This window comes from Thiorhodovibrio frisius, assembly GCF_033954835.1.
GTDB classification, from domain to species: domain Bacteria; phylum Pseudomonadota; class Gammaproteobacteria; order Chromatiales; family Chromatiaceae; genus Thiorhodovibrio; species Thiorhodovibrio frisius.
Map to the genome: position 1 here is coordinate 4,324,948 of NZ_CP121471.1, position 19,147 is coordinate 4,344,094.

The following is a 19,147-nucleotide window of genomic DNA, read 5'->3' on the forward strand; positions in this document are numbered from 1 at the left end:
GCTCTTGAGGAGCATCAAGCGACAATGAACACTATTTTGCAAAACCTTCAACACCATGCTTCGGTGCTGCCGCCCCCCTTGCAGGCGGAATTGCTCAACTATGCGATCTATCTGCAAAAGAAGGCGAAAGCGCGCCCCACGACACCCGTCTCCGAGCACACGCGCCGCCGGCTCTTGACCGAAGCCCTGGAGAACGCGGTCGCGCTCAACTCCTATCGCGACATCAAAGATCCGGTCGCTTGGCAGCGTGAGCAGCGTCAGGATCGCCCCTTGCCCGGCAGAACCCATGCTGATTGACAGCAATCTGGTCATCTACGCCACACAGCCGCGTCAGCCACGGTTGCGAGCTTGGCTTGTCGAGCAGGCTACCCATTATTCGGTCATTAGCCGTCTGGAAACCTTGGGGTATCAACAGCTAAGCGATGCCGAGGCACGGTCGATCAATGCCATTCTCGATCAGTTGGAGCGGGTGGACATTGATGACATCATCGTCGAACAGGCCATTGGACTGCGCCGTCTGCGCAAGATGTCATTGGGCGATGCTCTGGTCGCCGCCAGTTGCTTGGTGCATCAACTTCCATTAGCCACAGCCAACGAAAAGGATTTTGCCTGGATAGATGAGTTGGCTGTCAATAACCCATTGAAGGATGAGTTGTGAGTAAATGGGGTCGATATGTTTTCGAGCCCCGCTGAGCAAAGGGGAGCTAATGGGTCAGCTTAAATCCAACTCATCCAAACGAAAGCGACCTGTCGTCATCTGATCCCTGCCTGAACACAGGCTTTGCCTTCCAGTCCCCCGAGGGTTTGACCAGAGCGGGCTTTTTCGTGCGATGCTCGGCGGGGCGGGTTTTTGCTATGCTGGACTCAAGAAATTTAAGCGATAGCTGAGCATAGCGATGTCTGTCACCTACGAAGAGATCCTGAATTTGTTTCGGGAAACTGACCGCAAGTTTCAAGAAACTGACCGCAAGTTTCAAGAAACTGATCGCAAGTTTCAGGAAACTGATCGGAAGTTTCAGGAAATGTCCAAGAAAACTGACCACCAGATTCAGGAAGTCAACAAAGCACTGGGGCGTCAGGGCAACCGCTTGGGCGAATTTGTCGAGGAAATGGTGCGGCCCGGCGTAGTGCGATTGTTGCGCGAACGCCAGTTACCGGTGCATCAGGTGGTGCCGAACATGACCGCCTACGACGATAGCGGGCAGGTCATTGCCGAGGTGGATTTGCTCGCCGTCAACCGAGAGGTAGCTGTTGCTGTCGAGTGCAAATCCCATCTCAGCGTCGATGATGTCAAAGAGCATCTTGAGTTACTCGCGATCTTTAAAGGGTGCTTTCCCCAATACAGCGGCTACCAACTTCTTGGTGCCGTCGCAGGCATGGTGGTGCCGGACCAGGTCGGTCGACATGCCTACCGCAGCGGCTTATTTGTGCTTGCCCAGTCTGGCAATACGATGGAGATCCGCAATGATGCAGGATTCGAGCCCAAGGCGTGGTGAGGATTTGAGCTTCAGATCGCCGACGAATCAGCCAAAGGTTCCTGACGGGCATTCCGGGGCAGTTTGCTGTCTTCTGGCTGCACGCATGGGAGGCATCTGCTACTCTCGTTGGCGCGCATCCTAGATCCGATACGACGTAAACCGAGCACTGTCGAGATTGCCTGTTTCCTATCGACCAGAGGTTTCCTATGCCTGTTGTCGAAACCGAACCCACCTTTGAGGAGGCACGTCCGTTTTTTCGATTGGACGTGGATGCCTCTTTACGCGGCCTATGGTGTCCCCGAGGTCTGGCTCGTCGACCTCAAACATCGGCGCCTAGACCTCTATCGGGATCCCGGACCCGACGGCTATCGGCAGGTTCTACGACCCGATCCGACCGAGGTCGTGGCGCCGCTGCTTTTGCCGAGTCTGCACCTTCGGGTCGAGGAAATCTGGTAGTAGCGTGGGAGATTTGCACAATGTTAAATCTGGTTACCCCGATCCAGGAGACGAAGGCGCAGGCTACGAGGTAACAACCCGGTGCAAACCTACGAAGACGATATTGTTGCTTGGGCCAATGAGCAAGTAGGGCTTCTGTTGAGCGGGCGTTTCGATCTCTTGGACATCAGGCATATCGCCGAGGAGATCGAGGACGTGGGTAAGAGCGAACAACGCGAACTGGCAAGCCGCATGGCCATCCTATTGGCTCATTTGCTCAAGTGGCGCTACCAACCAGCACGTCGAGGCGCAACTTGGGAGGCGACCATTCGCGCGCAACGCAAAGAGATTCTTTACCATCTGGATGACACGTCGAGCTTGAAGCCAAAACTCCAGGAAACGCGCTGGCTCGACATGATGTGGTCGAAAGCCCTGGCGCAGGCTGTCAACGAAACCGGACTGGATTGCTTCCCGGATACCTGCCCCTGGTCGATGCGGGAACAGGTGCTTCATCAGGAATGGTATCCCGGTCAACTACCCCGCCCTGAAGGGCGGAGCTTGAAAGAGCTTGGTTGACCAGCCTAAGTTCGCCTGACCAGGAGGTCGAAAGGGGCTACGTGTGTCACAGGTCGTTCAGACTCACCGGCGGATGCTTCCTCAGTCAGCCGCTCTGAAAGGCCAGTATCATGCTGGCGCAAGGTAAAACGCCGAAGGTCTGATCGCCGCCGCAGGGCGGGAGCCGGTGGCACACATTGGCGAGGGGAGCGAGCCGCAAGCTCCGTCACCAGGCCCTTTACGGGGCAGAGCTTCGGCCCAGTCCGGTGGAAAGCCGGCACCTGTTTTTGTTGGCTGTCAGGCCGCAGCCGCTATCCCTCCCCATCCAGGAGGGCGGGGTTTCTCGCGGAGGAACGTATGAAAATACTGATAACAAGTTCAACTTTTCCGGCCCGTGATGACGACCCAATTCCTTCTTTTGTCAGAGAGCAGGCTATCTGGCTGAAAAATCACGATTCCTCGCTAGATATTGTCGCACACGCCCCGCATAATATCTACAGTAATACGACTTCAGGTTCGCAACCTTCTCTTCACTACCGGGAAATTAGGTTTCATTATTTCTGGCCCTACACTTGGGAACGACTGAGCGGGCGGGGGATATTGCCCGCCTTGAGGGCCAACCCCTTGCTCTATTTGCAGATTCCCTTCATGTTCGTGTGCCAGTTCCTTTCCCTGTGGCGGCTGGCTAGACGTGAACGGCCTGCATTATTGTACGCGCACTGGTTCACGCCTCAGGCAATTAATTGCGCACTAGTGGGCAAGCTTTGCGATATCCCGTTCCTGTTCACCACTCACGCTTCGGATGTTTCGGTATTGGCAAAGCTGCCCTTCAATAAAAAGCTGATAGCTTGGGTTTGCCAGAGGGCCAGCGCCTATACAGCGGTATCGGAACGCACCGCTAAAAAACTGGCATCCTGCTTTGAGCAGCAACAATGGCGCAACTGTTATGCCGACAAACTGTCGATTATCCCTATGGGAGTCGATGCTCGCCCATCGCCAGTGAGCCATTCCATCCAGGAGCAGACCAGGCAACAATTCATGCTCGACCAACGCCCGATTCTGCTTTTCATCGGGCGTCTGACGGAAAAAAAGGGCGTCGACATCCTCTTGCGTTCGTTTGCGGCATTACCCGCGAAAACTCGGGACTCCCTGCAATTAGTCATTGCCGGAGACGGTCAGTTGAAAAGCCGGCTTGAGGAAGATGTACGCAATCTTAAATTATCTAACGTGATATTTACCGGTTTCGTGCAGGGGGAAACCAAGGACGGCCTGCTGTCTTTGTCAGCTTTACTTTGCTTGCCCTCTATTGTCGATAGCCGTGGCGACACTGAAGGATTTCCCGTGGTACTGATGGAGGGGCTGGCTCATGGCAAGGTGATTCTTGCCAGTGACGCCACAGGTGCAGAGGACGTGTTGGAGCATGGCGAAAACGGCTTTATTTTTCGAAGTAACTCAACTGAACAACTGACCTCGCTTTTGCAGCAAGTCATCGACATGGATCTGGACAGACTCATGGTAATCGCAAAGCGGGCGCAAGCCATCGCCAACCGCTATCACTGGGACAACATTGGGAAGGCATACTATGACTGGATAGTAGCCGCAGATGAAAACTCCATGGCCCGCAAGCACTAACTACCCCATCTCAACCCTAGAAGCGACCTCCTGGACAGATTCAATGAGCGAATTCCAATACTGCTTTTACGGCCAGTTGAACCTAGTATTGAATTCAGGTGGTCATGCTGGCTATGAAAAGTACTTCAATAATGAATATCAGCTAATCAGTCAGAGCAACAACCTGAATCCTTCTGCTCCGCTCATCAAGGTTGGTATCGTCAGGGAACTGCCGCCGCCGAGCGACCATGAAATCCGCACGATCAAGGATCGCCGCAAGCTGTTCAGCTTTAGTTATGTCATTCGCGGCATCGACACGGACGAGGTGGAGATCTACTTCTGCCAGCATTTCATGGACAAGCTCTATATCAACGCAGTGGCCGTTTTTCTGCAGGCCCAGGTGCTGGAACCCTTGATGTATTACAAACTTCTTCAGCGGGGTGTGCTTTTAATGCATGCCGCTGGAGTCACGGACGGAAAAGCCGGCTACCTGTTTCCGGCCCACGGTGGTACCGGCAAAACGACGCTCAGTATCGCGTTGCTTGCCCACGGCTTCAAACTGCTGGGTGACGATCTTTTATTCATCGACACTAACAAAGGTGTTGTGCATCCGTATCCACGTCCCCTGCACCTTTTTACCTACAACATTAACTCTTTGCAGAACGCCAGCGTTCCGTTCCATTACCGGACCGCCATTTACTTCAAGAATATTATACGCTATTGCCTAAAATTGCTGTACCGAACCGAGTTCCTGATTTCTACCAGGGTGCATGCTCAGGAAATTTTTAGCGATGACCCTTTCGGTTCCTCCGTGCCTTATCGTTCCATAGGCTTCCTGGTGAAGGAAGGACCTACGCACTCATGTGTTGAGATTGACAGCAACAATGTCGAGATGCTCACCAGCGAAATCCTGCATTCTGCCGATCTCAACGAGAGTCTCTACATCCTGCTCAAGAGTTCCCCCTTGCAAAGCAGGGTTGTAACCCGGGAGCGGCAGTTGGTGGATAAGTTACTCCGACAATTCCCGCATATCAGTTACATCAATACCAGAGCAATGGCATTAGATCAGCTGGTACCTTCTCTTGTCGAGTGCCTGAGAGAGCGGCAGCAATGAGCAAACAAAAGCACATGGCATTGCTGCTGGTTTTTTATCTCGCGATTGCCGCCTGCTTCCTGTTCTACCTAATCCGCCTCGATTATTCACAGGTCTCTGCGATGTCCCTCGAGGCATCGTTTCTTGCTTACTCAGTTATTTTTGCCGTGATTTTCAGGTATTGGGGGGTTTTCACTTGGCAAGTGATCCTGCGGGAGCTGGAAGGCAAACAGGTGCCGGGACTGGTACCTCTCGGCGCGGTATACGCGAAGGCCTGGATGGCTAGGTATATACCGGGGACAGTGTTTTGGATCGCGGGCAAGATTTACCTCGCCCAGTCACTGGGCATTTCTAAGTCGAGACTGGCAGCCTCCTCCCTGCTGGAAGGTGGTATGCAGATAGTCTCCGTGATCTCAGTTTCTCTGGTGCTACTAACCTTTGATTCGAGGTTGGATACGATGCTGCAGGAACTTAAGTGGTTCATTGCCCTGGTTTCACTGGTCAGTCTGACGTGTTTGTTGCCTCCCGTATTTAACAGGGTGTTGGCAATCGCCTATACCTTGGTTAAGAAGTCAGCTCCAGGAGATGAACTCAGAATTAACCTGTCGGCCATCGCCAAATCATTTTTACTCTATGCTTGTGGCGCCCTGATTTCAGGCATTTCCTTTTACTTCATGTGCCGAGCGTTTTATCCCGCTACCGATAGCCAGCACCTGCTTTACTTGACGGGTGCATACAACCTTGCCGGCGCCCTAGGTATGGCGACACCGCTGCTGCCCAGCGGCATCGGTGTCAGAGAAGGTGTGCTATTCGCCTTGCTGGCAGTTATCTTCCCCCTTGAAATAGCCCTGAGCTTGACGGTGGTTGGTCGCCTGTGGTCGGCGGCGATCGACTTGCTGTTTTTCCTGGTTGCAAGCGCAGCGCAAAAATTCGTGGCTAGCCCTGTAGCACAATAGCAGTCCACCTACTAAGCTCAGGCATCTCTGACGCTTGCGTCTTATTCTGTCTCGACACTCTTCTTTTTTTATTCAAAAGCGTGTTTCTACACTGACCCTCGGAGAATGGCATACCTCGGCCAGCAACTGGGTGTCCGAGCTGGTGTAGCGGGTTTCAAAATAAAGCGAATTCTCGGCAATGTAATCATGTACCAAGGCAAGCCAGGGCGGCATGAGCCAGCAAGGATGCGGAAGGCTTCGAGACAGAGGGCGAGGAAGTTGTAATGTTCGAGATGTCGGTTTTCATGCTCGGGCGGCGCGCTTAATCCGCTGACTTATGGCGGTCGCTGTCTTTGTACATTAGCTGAGTGATCTGCTCTGAGACAAGGCCGATGAGAAAGATGGTGACAGCGGTGGTGAGCAGAAAGAGCGTGGCGAGCGAGATGCGCGTGGCGGTGAGATACGTATAGGCGTAGTAGCCGAGGCCGATCAGGCCGTGAAGCGCGGCGATGGGCACGAACAGCTTGAGCGGCGAATACAGTGTGCCGATCTTGAAGATGATGAGCAGAAAGCGCAGGCCGTCCTTGAGCGGGCGGATGTGGCTGCGACCGATGCGGGCCTTGGCGACAATGGGCTGATAGGCGACGCTCAAGCCGGCGCGGAAGAAGGCCATGGTGATGGTGGTGGGGTAGGAGAAGCCGTTGGGCAGCAGGTAGAGGAATTGCCGGAAAGGGGCGGCGCGCACGGCGCGAAACCCGGATGTGAGGTCGGGAATGGGGTGGCCGGTCATGTAGCTAGCCAGGCGGTTGTAGAGGGCATTGGCGATGCCGCGTCCCCAGGTGGCCTGGGAGCCTTTGGTGCGTGCGCCGATGACCATGTCGTGGCCGTCATCGAGCCGGGCGAGCAGGCGTGGGATGTCGGCTGGGTCGTGCTGGCCGTCGGCGTCCATGAAGACCAGGATCTCGCCCTTTGCCGAGCGGGCGCCGGTTTTGATGGCGGCACCGTTGCCGAGGCTGATGGGGTGGGAGATGACCCGCGCGCCTTGCTCGCGGGCGATGCGGGCGGTGGCATCGGTGGAGCCGTCATCGACGAGCAGAATCTCCGCCTGCGGGCATTGGGCGCGCAGTCTGGGTAGGAGTTCGGCCAAGGCACCGGCTTCGTTGCAGGCGGGGAGGATGATGGATATCGCTGCAGTGGAATCTGGCATGGTGAAACTCCGAGAAATAGGGCCGGGGTCAGTTTAGTTTCCCGCCTAGCTGGAAATCAATTCCAGCCAGGCACTTTCCGCCCTTTTTCCGCACAGCGCCTTAGCATTTCTCCGGCCCGCTTGAGCCCAGATGGCGCTTCGGGTCCATGCGTTCGTGCAGGATGCGAATAATCTCGATGCGGGCAATGGTGACGCGATAATAAACAATGTGATGTCGGATGGCGAGACACCGGTAGCCGGCGCGAATCCAGCCACAATCCGCGCCAAACCGAGGGTTTTCAGCGAGCGTGGCCATCCCCTCGTTCAATTCATCGAGATAGCGGTCGGCCTGAACCATTCCCCAGTCGTCTTAAGACCTTTGCCAGATGGTGATGAGATCTTTTTCCGCAGCTTGGCGGAGGTGAATGTCATACATCCTGTTGGAGACCGGCTTCTCGACGCGCGCGGTGCTTAATGGCTTCCATATCGAGCGGCCCGGCTGGGGCGCTGTTCTCGCCTTCGATCAACGCCTCCCGCAGGTTCTCGAGCGTTGAAGTCGCCTCGCGCTCCTGGAGTAACCGGAGCGACTCGCGCACTACATCGCTGGCCGTGGAATAGCGCCCGCTCTCGACAAGGCTGGCAACGAAATCACTCCAATGATCACAAAGAGTTAGGTTTTGCGTTCTTGCCATGACATCATCTCCAAAAACTGCTTAATTAAAGATTACAGGCTCGAATTCTTTTCGACCTTGCTCGGGCAAGGACGCCCAACGGCCTTTTCAACCCCGCTTCCGAGTCATCGGAGCGGGGTTTTTATGTTTGCTTGACGTGGCTGGCGTTTCCCTAGCTTGATTCCTAAAGTGAAGGCGGATAAATTCTTTTTTGTGTACATCGAATTCGATTCCGATAAAAACCGCAGCAACATCGCCAAGCATGGTGTGTCTTTGAAATTAGCCGCCGATCTGGAATGGGATCGGATGGTCTGTCGTGAAGACAATCGATAAGGCTATCTCACCGACGAGGAAATGGCCGAGCTGCGTCCGCTCTCGGATCTGAAGCGCTCCCCAAGGAGCCGGAAAGCCGATCATTTCCGAGCCGCGCCGAACCTAAGCGCAACCCGGCTCGGTTTACCCCGCTGGCACGGATGCCTAAAGCCGAGGCGACTATAGGGAATAGGGGACGCGAATACCGGGTTCGCCGTCGGGGAAATCCTTGGTGTTGCGGGTCACCAGCAATGCGCTCTGTTCTGTGGCCGTGGCGTGAATGATGGCATCCGGAAGCTTGAGTCGGCGCGCCTGGCGGATGCTGATGACACGTTCAGCGATGTCGCTGCCGATGCCGATGCACTCGAATCGCCGCAGGAAGGCCCGTACCGGTATTGCATGCTCTGCAGAGGTGCCGACCATCACCTCCATCCAGGTGATCAGGCTGATCATGGGGTCATCATAATGAGCGATCTCATCACGCGCTGCGACCACTCCGTTCAAGTAGTCGATTAGAATGTTGGTGTCAAACAGCGCCTTCACCGGTGCCATTCCGAGCGCATGCGCACTTGGTAGTCAAGCCCATCCTCGCCACTTTCTTTCCAAATGCCGAAGGCGGTGTCATCCGGCGGCGTTTCAAACCGTCGCAGATAATCCGCCACAGCGCGTCGGATCAGCTCGGCGCGAGAGACCTTGAGGGCGTCAGCAAGATCCTTCAGCGGTGGGATCTGGTCGTCCGGTAGCTCAATGACGGTGCGCATCGCCAGTCACCCCGTATGATGTCAGGTGCCAGCATCATATAGCACGTGGCTCGACAGTCCAAGCGCTTCTTAGCGACTGCAAATGGTGCCAATGAGGTCAGGTTGGAATGCGGAGTTAATGGGGTTCGAATGGCACTAAGATAAGCGCAAGGGTTTGAAAACAATTGGGGAAGGCTGGCAGCTAGGGAAACGCTGATTTATTCCCTGCACCGTCACGGTCGGAGCGGTAAAATTCCTCCTGTTGACCCGCCCCGTCCTGGAGAGTCCCCCGATGCAGCAGCAACTGACGTTCGCCCAACTTGAGTATCAGCACAAGAAGAAAGTCACCCGCCGGGATCGCTTTCTGGCCGAGATGGAAAAGGTCGTCCCTTGGGAGGAGCTGCTGGAGGAGTTGGGGCCACACTACTATCAGGAGCACAACCGGGGACGTGGGCGCCCGCCGGTGCCGCTGGAGCGCATGCTGCGGCTGTATTTCCTGCAGCAATGGTTCAACCTCGCCGACGAAGCCTTGGAAGACACGGTCTATGACAGCCAGTCCTTTCGCGGTTTCCTGGGCATTGATCTGCTCAACGCCGGGGTCCCCGACGCCACCCTCTTGCCGAAGTTCCGCCGCCTGCTCGAAGCCAACGACCTCGGCGGGCGCCTGCTCGAGCGGGTTAACGCCCACTTGAGCGAGCGCGGGCTGATGATGAACGAAGGCACCATGGTTGACGCCACCATTGTGGCCGCCCCTTCCTCGACCAAGAACGCCAGCAAGGCGCGCGACCCCGAGATGCATCAGACCAAGAAAGGCAACCAGTGGCACTTCGGCATGAAAGCCCATATCGGCGCTGATCTGTTCAGCGGGGCGGTGCACAGCGTTCATTGCACCGCGGCCAATGTCGCCGATGTCAGCGCCACCGACAAGCTCCTCCACGGCCAAGAGACCACCGTCTTTGCCGACGCCGGCTACATCGGTGCTGACAAGCGCGATGAACTGAGCAAGCGCAAGATCCGCTGGCAGATCGCCGCCAAGCGCGGGCGCGTCAAAGCCCTCGAGGACGGCCCGATCAAAGAGCAGATCAAAGCCATCGAGCAGCAGAAGGCATCCTTGCGCGCCCGCGTCGAGCACCCCTTTCATGTCATCAAGAACCTCTTCGGCCATCGCAAGGTCCGCTACAGAGGACTGAAGAAGAACAACGTCCAATGGCAGGTCCTCTTCGCCTTGAGCAATCTCTACCTGCTGCGCAAACCGCTGCTCGCCTGAGACAGGCGAGGTGCGCCCGAAAACCGGGCGCGGGGGCCGAAACGGCCAAATCGGAGCGAGTTTGCGCCCACTGTTGCGAGTCATTCCTATTTGCGTGCCATCGAAAAACACAATTAGTGCTGTTAGGGCGATTCATACGCGGCGAGGCGAATAGATCAGCGCTTCCTTAAGCGATACCCGTGATACATTCTTATGCAGCCAGGTTTCAAACATCGCGACTTGCTCCCACCACGTCGGTATCGGCAACGGGGAACAGACCGGTTCTTGCAATTTCCGCTGTATTGCCCTTTCCAGCAGGCCGGTGGCTTGGCCGCGTCCTTTGTCGATGACCAGGGGTTTACCTGGGACCTCGGCGGGCATGTGCAATGCTCCCACTATGCCGCGTTCAGAGAGTCCTGCTCGTAGGATGATGGCATATCAGTCATCCAAGTCGAATTACGACGGAAAATATCTCCCCTGTTTCAGCGAAACTCAGCCGTTCGCCCAATGCACGGATCATAAGTGGGACACCTCGACCAAGACCGTCGATATAGCGCATGTTATCAAGATATTTCAGCAATAACAGGTTGCGAGGCGCTGAGTTACCAAAGCGAATCTTCTGCAACGTCAGAGTATTCGGCAGCCGGCCAGGTGAGCGAACCTCCAGCCGGTCTCGAAAGAGAAAGATCTGAATCCGTCGCTGAGAGATCGAATAGTCACGATGACAAACCGCGTTGACCAGCACCTCGCGAATGACGGATGGCGGCATCAAATCCTGCTCCTGGCGCCGTAATCCATTGATGGTCGAGGGATTCGGCAGAAACAGGCGAATCAGGGCAGCGCCATTGTCGATGAGATCCGGCAGCGCACCCGAGAGTTCTTTCTTATCCAGCAGGGGAGCGGTGAGATCAAGGCCATCGAACACCGCAAACTGAATCGCGCTTTGCGGCAGTCGACGCTGTGGTTGCTTGCCAAACATCAGCAAACCGCCGACGGTGCAGACTGGCACGGTTTCGTGCAACGCCAACAGATCGGCGTTGAGCAACAGATTGGTGCGCTCGTGATTATCCAGTGAGTCGAAATCGATTTGGTACGATGTCTGCCAATAGGCTTGAAGCTTGGCCTCATCGAGATCTCGCAGGCCGGTCTGCTGGACCGGCGAAATGTCAAAATGGATCAGACCAGCGGCCTGAAAGAGACGGCTCAGTTCTTCCATGGTCGCCTGACGATTAGTGGAACCGACCCGGATCAAAAACTTTCCGTCCAGCGTTTGATAGGGTTTGGCCGTACCCTTGCCGACCTTAACCTGGCAGATATCCTTATCATCCAGCGTCTGCCAAAACAGGTTGGGATTGATTGCTGGTACTACATTGTGCCGCGCCACATTGAGAACGCGTTGCTCAATGGCGGCTTTGTCGGTGACACCCAAAATGGCACTGTTGTCTGCGACCCCAATGAGCAGAGTGCCGCCCAAGGTATTGGAAAAGGCCACCAGCTCCTTGGCGAGCGACTCTGGCCGCACGTCCTCAAGCTTAAACTCCAGAGAAGCGTGCTCGCCTTGAGCAATAAGTTGTTCGAGATCGCACATCATACTGCGGCCGTTGCTGGATTCGTGAGTTCAGGCAGTTCAAACGTCGATGCTGCCCTGCCTAGCTAGCTAGTTGATTGGTTGCATCCTCGGCATCACTGAAGACTTCGATACCGAGCTTCTCCGCTACCGCCCTAGCATTGGGGCGCACCATCGGAGAGATGGCCAGCTTGCGTGTCACCGCACGCTGATGGCGTTGCGCGTAAAAGGCCGCCTTGCGGTCGAAGATGTACATATCCCCCTTTGACATCGAAGACTTCAATTCGCAGAGGATGACCTCACCGTTCTTGATGATGACATCAATCTCGACTTGATCGGGTGCGCCGAACACCATCCCGCTATCGTCGAAGTCATTGATGTTGATGACATCTACACCGAAAATCTCCTCCAGAATCCCCCTGAGCGCGCCGCGAAAGCTCTGCTCGGACGACAACCCCCAACGCGCTCCCATGGCACCCAGGGATTGCTCCTGGCGCACACGTGATCTCCGTATCTCTTCCAGCAAATTGTGATTCTCTGCCATCTGCTGGTCCCACTTGCGATTTTGCTCTTCCCACTTGCGATTCTGCCCCTCGCGGTCACTCTCGCGGGCCTTGACTTGTTCCTCCCACTTGCGGGCCTGCTCCTCGCGATCACTCTCGCGCTCCTTGACCTGCGCCTCCCACTTGCGATTCTGCTCCTCGCGGTCACTCTCGCGGGCCTTGACCTGTTCCTCCCATTTTCGGGCCTGCTCCTCGCGATCACTCTCACGGGCCTTGACCTGTTCCTCCCATTTTCGGGCCTGCTCCTCGCGATCACTCTCACGGGCCTTGACCTGTTCCTCCCATTTGCGGGTTTGCTCCTCGCGATCACGTTGCAGCTCGGCCAGCACGCGATCAAAACGCGACTCGGTATCCCCACGATTGGCATAGACTGATTGAGTGATATTCAGGATCTCGTCACGAAATCCAGAATCGCTCCGCACGAGTTCCGGCAAGGTCCGTCGAATAGTCTCCTGCATTGTCTCGCCCATGATGCTTCAACTCCTGTTGTCATGTTGAGAACAAGCCAATCGTCTTCTTACATCTTTGTCAAGAAGCTCGCCTGCAAGTTTGCCGGCACGTTTCTCGCCAATGTGTGATGACAACGAATCACATGCGATGCCGGTCCGCACCTACCGCCGACAGCAGCCGTCGATGCTTTAGCCGCGACATCTGTAGAACAGGACTCGACAATCGCATCACAAATATCTGTAACAATGCTGTAGTTATCTGATTCAATTTTACTTTTTTTGATAAAAACGCCTCAACAATCTTCTCAGGATGATGGCGCGTCCCAGCTGAGCGGGCACTGGCCGCCGGGATCGCGGGATCGAGCGCCGCTGGCGAATTCCCCAAATTCACCGCGCTGCGTGCGCTTACCGGCAGCGCGACACCCCATGTCCTGGTCAAGTTCTCCGGAGCGGATGCCTCGCCGACCGTGACCCGCTGGGCGGATCTGCTGGTATGCGAGCATCTGGCCCTGGAATGCGCGCGCACCCTGCCGGGGATCGCCAGCGCGCGCAGTCGTATCCTCATCCAGGCGGGCCGAACCTTTCTGGAGGTCGAACGATTCGATCGTCATGATCGGCTCGGACGCAGTCCACTCTGTAGCCTAGACACGCTCAATGCCGCCCTGCTGGGGAAGACGCCGGGCGATTGGCCGACATTCGCCGACGCGCTGGTCGCTGCCAAATGGCTCGGAGACGGCGACGCCCAACGGAGGCATCATCTCTGGTGGTTTGGCCGGCTCATCGCCAATACAGACATGCACCTCGGCAATCTCAGCTTTCAGCCCACGCAGGGCCGCCTGTGCCTGGCGCCCACCTATGACATACTGCCGATGCGCCATGCGCCACTGGCCGGCGGCGAATTGCCGACGGATGAGGTCGAGCCGCCACTACCACTCCCGCGACAACGCGCAATCTGGTTGGCAGCTTGTCAGGCTGCCGTGGAGTTTTGGTCGCGGGTCGGAGCGGATACGCGCATCAGCGAGGGCTTTCGTCGGCTGGGTTTAGAGCATGGCCAAAGGTTGCAAACCTTAGCTGAACAAGTTTGAAGCGGTTTGAGTCAGCCAACCGACCCCGGCAGTTGTGCCAGCAGCGGTTCCCAGACGATCGGCACAGCCGTTAGGGATGCGTGCGGCCAGACGGGTCTTTATAACATGAACTTTCCGGGGGCTTGTCCGTATCGACTCGGCGAGATTTTCGATCATGAACAAGAATCTTGTATCAAACACTCCAGACGCTTCGCTAAATCATGCCAACAGGGGGCATGGAATGGTAACCTCTGGGGATCGTCGAGTTGCGCATTCAACGCACCCGCTAGACTTTCAGGATCATCGGGAGCATACAGATGCCCTGGCCAATCTCGGAGCAGATCCGCCATGGATCCCGTTGCCGCCGCCACGACGGGTATTCCACAAGCCACCATTTCATAAAACTTTTGCGGAAAACAGTAACGACCAAAAGCCGAATCACGATTGCAGATGACCCCAACATCAAGGGCTGACAACAGATTTGGTACCTGGTCGGGCGCCAGACACCCGAGATCATGCACATGATCGCCACACGGCAAGCGCAACGATTTATCACGCGGCCCAGCCAGCACTAGATGCACATCTGCCCGCCGCCTGCCCAAGTGCTCGAACGCACGAAAAAGTACTTCAATTCCGCGGTTACGAGTCAATGCACCAGCAGTCCCTATCAGGCGCGCTGCTTCCGGCAACGCGAGCGCTCGCCGGCAGACCAGCCGATCATGCGGATGGAAAAGGCCAGCCGGCACGGCATTCTCGATCACAGCCAATGGCCCATGATAGCCATACCGATCTCGTACCAGTCCTGCCAGCGGCTTGCTGATGCAGACGACACCGTCCGCGCCGCGCACTGCACGCCTGAATGCACTTCTGAGACCAGGCAAGCGACTTGATTGAAAACTCTCGAAATTATCGTAAAGATCAATCACCAGAGCCGCGCCCAACTTTCGGGCAAGGCGTTCGCCAAGAACGGCATGCAGAGCATCCGAGCAGGCCAGCACGACATCGGGGCGCCATGAATCAGCGAGCACCTGAATTTGATTCCAATAACTGTTTCTTCCAAACGGAAGCAAACGATGCGCATTACATGCCTGCCAAATCACCCGTGCATCATTTTGAATATCTTCATAGCGCCCTTCATCGCGCGGTCGATAGCTCAGGCACACCCCACGCAGGTCATGACAAAGATCCGCAAGCGCCAGCGGAAGTTCACGCAAACGCCCGTAGCGATCATCAAGAAGATCACGACTCGTATATTGGCGCTTTGATAAGATAAGGATTCTCATGATTGAGCGCTCTGACAACCCAAGATTACATTAAATTATGCAACAACAAGTCACGCCCCAACCACTAGTGAGTGTCATCATTCCCGTTTTCAATGATCCGCTTGGTTTAGAGCAGTCACTTAGCGCTCTTGATAATCAAACAAGCCGAGTTCCTTTTGAAGTTATCGTGGTCGATAACGACTCGATTCCGAGAATTGCCATCCCCTTTAAACAATTTCCTGAATTAACAATCCATGGATTTATTTGCAACACGCCGGGTTCTTATGCTGCTCGTAACCATGGGCTCAAACATGCGCGCGGCCAAATTATTGCCTTCCTTGACGCGGATTGCATTCCAGCCAGAAACTGGCTAACCGAAGGAGTCAGCGTAATTGAGAAAGAAAAATATGCAGCTATGATCGGCGGAGACGTGGTGTTTAAAAAACCCGCTCTGCCAACCGCTGTCAGTCGCTATCAATGCGCACTTGGTTTTCAACAACAAAATAACATCCAATTAAAAGGATTTGGCGCCACTGCGAATTTATGGGTGCCACGCAAGGCTGAGCAAAGCATTGGTCCCTTTCGCGAGGATCTTTTATCTGGAGGTGACCGAGAGTGGTGTGCACGCGGATTCACAAAAGGCTTCCCGATAAAGTTCGCCCCCAATCTTATTGTAACGACTTTACCCAGAACACGTTTAAGAAGCGCTGTGCGTCAGGCTCGACGAGTTGCCGGTGGACGAATGCAATTAAAAAATAAGACAAGCGATTACTTTCATGAAGAAGCAGTCAAAAAAGGATATCAAAAAGAATCCCTTAAAAAACGCCTGGCGCGCATATGGACACTAGATTATTCCGTCTCTGAAAAGATTGCCATTTTGCTGAATGCTGCCATTATTTGGGCTGCCGGTCAACTCGAAATAATACGCATAGTGCTTGGCGGGAAACCTGAGAGGCGATAAACAATTATTTTATTATCGTAAATACAGCGACTGTTTACTGAATATAGAACGAATCCTTAGTGGTCCATCGACTCGACTATAACGAGGCTCGATTAGCTGTATGTGGTAAACTCTCCCCCTTGATATCCAGAGTGCCGCTCAAGATATTGAAAAACGCCACCAGATCCTTGGTGAGTGACTCTAGTTGCTTGCTCTCAAGCTTGATAAATTGCGCAAGAAGCTAGCCAGTCGGTATAACGTCTTTTCGGTTACTCAATCCCTCTCAGCCGGCTTTTTTCTGACCCTCGCGCACCGAACCCGTATATAATCGCATTTATTCGATCCTACGAAATCGACCCTCCGCTTCTTGTCCGCCAGAGCGAGCCATGCGCCTGACACCTGGAACCGCCAGCATCATCCGCGCCGAAACCCGGGCTATTTTCGGCGACCAGGCTCAAGTGCGCCTGTTTGGTTCCCGCGTTGATGATGATCAGCGGGGCGGCGATATTGATCTGCTCGTCGAACTGCCGCGTCAGCAAACGGATGGGCACCGCAAAAGCCTAACGCTGGCAGCGCGCCTGCAAATCCGGCTGGGCGATCAACGAATCGATGTTTTGTTAATAGACCCCGAAACGCCACCACAGCCGATCCACAAACAGGCCATTGCGAACGGGGTGTTGTTGTGAGTCTTAATCCACTGCTTCCAAATCGAGCGATTTCTGGGTACCCTCGCCATCGTCGCCAAGGAAGTCGAAACATCTTGAATGGAGTCTCCCCCGGCTTTTTGAACAGCGGATCGATGCCGATTGGGTGCTGGCGCTGGATACCCAGCCGGAACGTGCCGAGCGGCTGGAAGCCTTCGTGTCACGCTATGGCCGCTTGCAAGATACGATTTCGGATAAACTCTTGCCGCGCTGGTTGCGCGCGCTTGCCGAACAACCGGGTAGCCAAATCGATGTGCTCCAGCGTGCCGGACGGCTTGGAGTTCTTGAGGATTCAACACAGTGGTTGGAAGCACGACAACTGCGCAATCGATTAGTGCATGAATATTGTACCGATCCGGTGACTTTCGCACGGGATATCAACTTGGCAGAAGCGTACGGACGGATGCTGATTCGGACGTACGCTCAACTCCATACCGATGCTGTGACGCGTTTTGGGGTGGTGGAACAAGACTTATCAGCCAAGAACGGAAATCAGGGCTAACTGCAATGAACGCCGGTTTATTCTCCTCATGAAGCCAAAAGTCCTTGTTTACCAATCCGATCTTCTTCCATATTCTCAAACCTTCATCAAGGAACAGATGCTGGCTTATCGTCAGTGGCACGGCGTCCTGGTTGGTCACCGCCGCTTTCCGAACGGGCTAAACCTTGATGGGCTGGATGTTCGACTGCTGCTCGCCGACCCGCCAGGATGGTTCGAGACTCGTCAGTGGCGCCTCAACCGTTTGCTTGGTCGGGCTGCGCGCAGGGATATTCGCTTGCTGGCCCGCGAAAAAGCGCAGTTATTTCATGTGCATTTTGCAACCAAGGCAGTCGATATCTGGCCACTGGTGCGCGCGTTAAACTTACCGATGGTTATCACCTTGCACGGCTACGATATCAATATTTATCGCGACTGGTGGGAAGCCGGGCATGGCGGCTGGCGGATGCGTGCTTATCCGCGTAAGTTGCTGGCGCTGGCGCAGGAGCCACGGGTTCATTTCATCGCCGTTTCCGAGGCAATCCGAGAGCGCGCCATGGCGTACGGCATTCCAGAGAAAAAAATTACAGTTTGCTATATCGGCGTTGATACTGATCGCTTCAAGCCCGGCGGATTGCCAATTCATCAACGAGCACGGCGGGTTTTGTTCGTCGGGCGTTTGGTTGAAAAGAAAGGGGCGACTTATCTAATCGATGCTTTTGGGCAGGTGGCGAAAGAGTTTCCGGATGCCGAGTTGATTATTGTGGGCGATGGTCCATTGCGCACACAACTGATGGAGAAAGCTAAACGTGTTGGTGGAAATATTCAATTTCTTGGGGTGTTGGGTAGTGAACAGGTTCGAGAACAAATGAATTTAGCACGCATTTTTTGTTTGCCAAGTGTTATGGCAGAGAACGGGGATGCTGAAGGATTTGGCATGGTGATTCTAGAAGCTCAGGCGTCTGGAGTTCCAGTTATTACATCTGCTATTGGCGCGAAGAGTGCGGGAGTTTTAGATACTGAGGCAGGAATTCAATTTAAAGAAAGTGATATAAAAAGCATCATTTTTCATATATTCAGATTTTTTGAAGATGACAATTTTTTAAAAGAGGCTTCAATTAAAGGACGATATTTAGCAAAAAATCACTTTAATATAAAAATATGCACTAAAAATCTCGAGGAAATTTATTTTGAATTTAAAGTATCTAGTTAAAGAAAAAATGTACATAGAAAAACTTTCCAGTTGGCTTTTATTTCCTTACAAAACCTGGATGATAAATAGAAAAATTATTTTTATTCATATCCCGAAAACTGCTGGAACATCAATTCTTCATGCGATGAATGTACAGGACCGCCCTAGACTTCATCTCCCGTGGTATATTTACCACGAGAAAAGCAGGGCACGATTTGAAAGATACTTTAAGTTTGCATTTGTTAGAAACCCTTGGGATCGAGCGTTTTCTGCTTACAATTATTTAATCCAAGGCGGAAATAAAACGACTGATAAAAACTATTCCTTTTGGTTACAGAAAAGCTTTCCAGACTTTGATAGTTTTGTCATTGATGGCTTAGGAGCAGGCATAGCTCGAAGCGGTCTTCTTTTTGCTCCTCAGGCAAATTTTATCACTGATGGCTCGGGAATTTTTAAAGTTGACTTTATAGGGAAGCTGGAATCTATAACAGAGGATATCCAAAAATTAAGCACGCACTTAAGCATCGACACTAAAATTAAAAAATTGAACCATTCAAGAAGAGAACTTGATTATCGCTTTGCTTACAAGAAAAATGAGTCAATAGAGATTATCAGTGAGCTGTATGCGCAAGACGTGAAATTATTCCATTACTTTTTCGATTGAAA

24 protein-coding genes are annotated in these 19,147 nt (G+C 54.0%); 15 read left to right on the forward strand and 9 right to left on the reverse strand.

From position 1 onward, the window contains the following. Nucleotides 1-24 precede the first annotated feature (24 nt). The 8 genes from Thiofri_RS19800 (at nucleotide 25) to Thiofri_RS19835 (ending at nucleotide 6,128) form a co-directional block, all read left to right on the forward strand. A complete protein-coding gene (locus tag Thiofri_RS19800; protein ID WP_009147865.1) occupies nucleotides 25-297 on the forward strand; it encodes a DUF2281 domain-containing protein in 273 nt (90 codons plus the stop codon). After that, a complete protein-coding gene (locus tag Thiofri_RS19805) occupies nucleotides 287-658 on the forward strand; it encodes a type II toxin-antitoxin system VapC family toxin (RefSeq protein WP_009147866.1) in 372 nt (123 codons plus the stop codon). The genes Thiofri_RS19800 and Thiofri_RS19805 overlap by 11 nt, the downstream gene beginning before the upstream one ends. Nucleotides 659-1,022: 364 nt before the next feature. Beyond that, entirely contained in the window at nucleotides 1,023-1,496 is a 474-nt protein-coding gene (locus Thiofri_RS19810) for a DUF3782 domain-containing protein (protein WP_407702919.1), read from the forward strand. Between the two features lie 252 nt (nucleotides 1,497-1,748). Next, nucleotides 1,749-1,934, forward strand: coding sequence for a Uma2 family endonuclease (locus Thiofri_RS19815; protein WP_040855548.1), 186 nt, complete (start codon nucleotides 1,749-1,751; stop codon nucleotides 1,932-1,934). A gap of 81 nt (nucleotides 1,935-2,015) precedes the next feature. Beyond that, nucleotides 2,016-2,489, forward strand: coding sequence for a DUF29 domain-containing protein (locus Thiofri_RS19820; RefSeq protein ID WP_009147868.1), 474 nt, complete (start codon nucleotides 2,016-2,018; stop codon nucleotides 2,487-2,489). Nucleotides 2,490-2,825: 336 nt separating this feature from the next. Then, nucleotides 2,826-4,100 carry a glycosyltransferase gene (locus Thiofri_RS19825; RefSeq protein ID WP_009147869.1) on the forward strand — a complete coding sequence of 425 codons (1,275 nt, stop codon included), beginning with the start codon at nucleotides 2,826-2,828 and terminating at the stop codon, nucleotides 4,098-4,100. Nucleotides 4,101-4,143: 43 nt separating this feature from the next. After that, nucleotides 4,144-5,193, forward strand: a complete 1,050-nt coding sequence (locus tag Thiofri_RS19830) for a phosphoenolpyruvate carboxykinase (protein ID WP_009147870.1) — start codon at nucleotides 4,144-4,146, stop codon at nucleotides 5,191-5,193. Next, a complete protein-coding gene (locus Thiofri_RS19835; RefSeq protein WP_009147871.1) occupies nucleotides 5,190-6,128 on the forward strand; it encodes a lysylphosphatidylglycerol synthase domain-containing protein in 939 nt (312 codons plus the stop codon). Before Thiofri_RS19830 ends, Thiofri_RS19835 begins: the two co-directional genes overlap by 4 nt. 301 nt (nucleotides 6,129-6,429) lie before the next feature. Here the strand turns inward: Thiofri_RS19835 and Thiofri_RS19840 are convergent, their stop codons facing one another. From Thiofri_RS19840 to Thiofri_RS19860, 5 genes are all read right to left on the reverse strand, one after another. Next, on the reverse strand, nucleotides 6,430-7,314 hold the full coding sequence (locus Thiofri_RS19840) for a glycosyltransferase family 2 protein (RefSeq protein WP_009147872.1): 885 nt from the start codon (nucleotides 7,312-7,314) through the stop codon (nucleotides 6,430-6,432). 100 nt (nucleotides 7,315-7,414) lie between these two features. Then, on the reverse strand, nucleotides 7,415-7,651 hold the full coding sequence (locus Thiofri_RS19845; RefSeq protein WP_051023814.1) for a type II toxin-antitoxin system RelE/ParE family toxin: 237 nt from the start codon (nucleotides 7,649-7,651) through the stop codon (nucleotides 7,415-7,417). Between the two features lie 70 nt (nucleotides 7,652-7,721). After that, a complete protein-coding gene (locus tag Thiofri_RS19850; protein ID WP_009147873.1) occupies nucleotides 7,722-7,985 on the reverse strand; it encodes a type II toxin-antitoxin system ParD family antitoxin in 264 nt (87 codons plus the stop codon). 471 nt (nucleotides 7,986-8,456) lie between these two features. After that, the gene (locus Thiofri_RS19855) at nucleotides 8,457-8,828 is read right to left on the reverse strand and encodes a type II toxin-antitoxin system VapC family toxin (RefSeq protein ID WP_009147874.1); all 372 of its coding nucleotides are present in this window, start codon (nucleotides 8,826-8,828) and stop codon (nucleotides 8,457-8,459) included. After that, nucleotides 8,816-9,037, reverse strand: coding sequence for a ribbon-helix-helix domain-containing protein (locus Thiofri_RS19860; RefSeq protein WP_009147875.1), 222 nt, complete (start codon nucleotides 9,035-9,037; stop codon nucleotides 8,816-8,818). Before Thiofri_RS19860 ends, Thiofri_RS19855 begins: the two co-directional genes overlap by 13 nt. A 271-nt stretch (nucleotides 9,038-9,308) precedes the next feature. On the opposite strand from Thiofri_RS19860, the gene Thiofri_RS19865 reads away from it, so the two are divergent. Continuing rightward, nucleotides 9,309-10,283, forward strand: a complete 975-nt coding sequence (locus tag Thiofri_RS19865) for an IS5 family transposase (protein WP_009148401.1) — start codon at nucleotides 9,309-9,311, stop codon at nucleotides 10,281-10,283. A 132-nt stretch (nucleotides 10,284-10,415) separates the two neighbouring features. On the opposite strand, the gene Thiofri_RS19870 is transcribed toward Thiofri_RS19865, so the two are convergent. From Thiofri_RS19870 to Thiofri_RS19880, 3 genes are all read right to left on the reverse strand, one after another. Next, the gene (locus Thiofri_RS19870) at nucleotides 10,416-10,643 is read right to left on the reverse strand and encodes a hypothetical protein (protein ID WP_190275788.1); all 228 of its coding nucleotides are present in this window, start codon (nucleotides 10,641-10,643) and stop codon (nucleotides 10,416-10,418) included. Between the two features lie 61 nt (nucleotides 10,644-10,704). Then, entirely contained in the window at nucleotides 10,705-11,853 is a 1,149-nt protein-coding gene (locus Thiofri_RS19875; protein WP_009147878.1) for an RNA-binding domain-containing protein, read from the reverse strand. Between the two features lie 58 nt (nucleotides 11,854-11,911). Next, complete coding sequence (locus Thiofri_RS19880) at nucleotides 11,912-12,862, reverse strand: PD-(D/E)XK nuclease family protein (protein WP_323705616.1); 951 nt, start codon at nucleotides 12,860-12,862, stop codon at nucleotides 11,912-11,914. 374 nt (nucleotides 12,863-13,236) lie between these two features. Between Thiofri_RS19880 and Thiofri_RS19885 the strand changes: the two genes are divergently transcribed. Continuing rightward, entirely contained in the window at nucleotides 13,237-13,926 is a 690-nt protein-coding gene (locus tag Thiofri_RS19885; RefSeq protein ID WP_407702950.1) for a HipA domain-containing protein, read from the forward strand. 152 nt (nucleotides 13,927-14,078) lie between these two features. Here the strand turns inward: Thiofri_RS19885 and Thiofri_RS19890 are convergent, their stop codons facing one another. Continuing rightward, complete coding sequence (locus tag Thiofri_RS19890) at nucleotides 14,079-15,188, reverse strand: glycosyltransferase family 4 protein (RefSeq protein ID WP_009147880.1); 1,110 nt, start codon at nucleotides 15,186-15,188, stop codon at nucleotides 14,079-14,081. A 37-nt stretch (nucleotides 15,189-15,225) separates the two neighbouring features. On the opposite strand from Thiofri_RS19890, the gene Thiofri_RS19895 reads away from it, so the two are divergent. The 5 genes from Thiofri_RS19895 (at nucleotide 15,226) to Thiofri_RS19915 (ending at nucleotide 19,145) form a co-directional block, all read left to right on the forward strand. Further along, nucleotides 15,226-16,128 (forward strand): glycosyltransferase, encoded by a 903-nt coding sequence (locus Thiofri_RS19895; protein ID WP_009147881.1) that lies wholly within the window; start codon nucleotides 15,226-15,228, stop codon nucleotides 16,126-16,128. Nucleotides 16,129-16,493: 365 nt separating this feature from the next. After that, entirely contained in the window at nucleotides 16,494-16,793 is a 300-nt protein-coding gene (locus tag Thiofri_RS19900; RefSeq protein ID WP_009147882.1) for a nucleotidyltransferase domain-containing protein, read from the forward strand. A gap of 124 nt (nucleotides 16,794-16,917) precedes the next feature. Then, nucleotides 16,918-17,313: a nucleotidyltransferase substrate binding protein gene (locus Thiofri_RS19905; protein WP_223296706.1), complete on the forward strand. Its 396-nt coding sequence runs from the start codon at nucleotides 16,918-16,920 to the stop codon at nucleotides 17,311-17,313. Nucleotides 17,314-17,341: 28 nt separating this feature from the next. Then, a complete protein-coding gene (locus tag Thiofri_RS19910) occupies nucleotides 17,342-18,502 on the forward strand; it encodes a glycosyltransferase (protein ID WP_051023815.1) in 1,161 nt (386 codons plus the stop codon). Next, nucleotides 18,480-19,145, forward strand: coding sequence for a sulfotransferase family 2 domain-containing protein (locus tag Thiofri_RS19915; RefSeq protein ID WP_009147884.1), 666 nt, complete (start codon nucleotides 18,480-18,482; stop codon nucleotides 19,143-19,145). The genes Thiofri_RS19910 and Thiofri_RS19915 overlap by 23 nt, the downstream gene beginning before the upstream one ends. Nucleotides 19,146-19,147 lie beyond the last annotated feature (2 nt).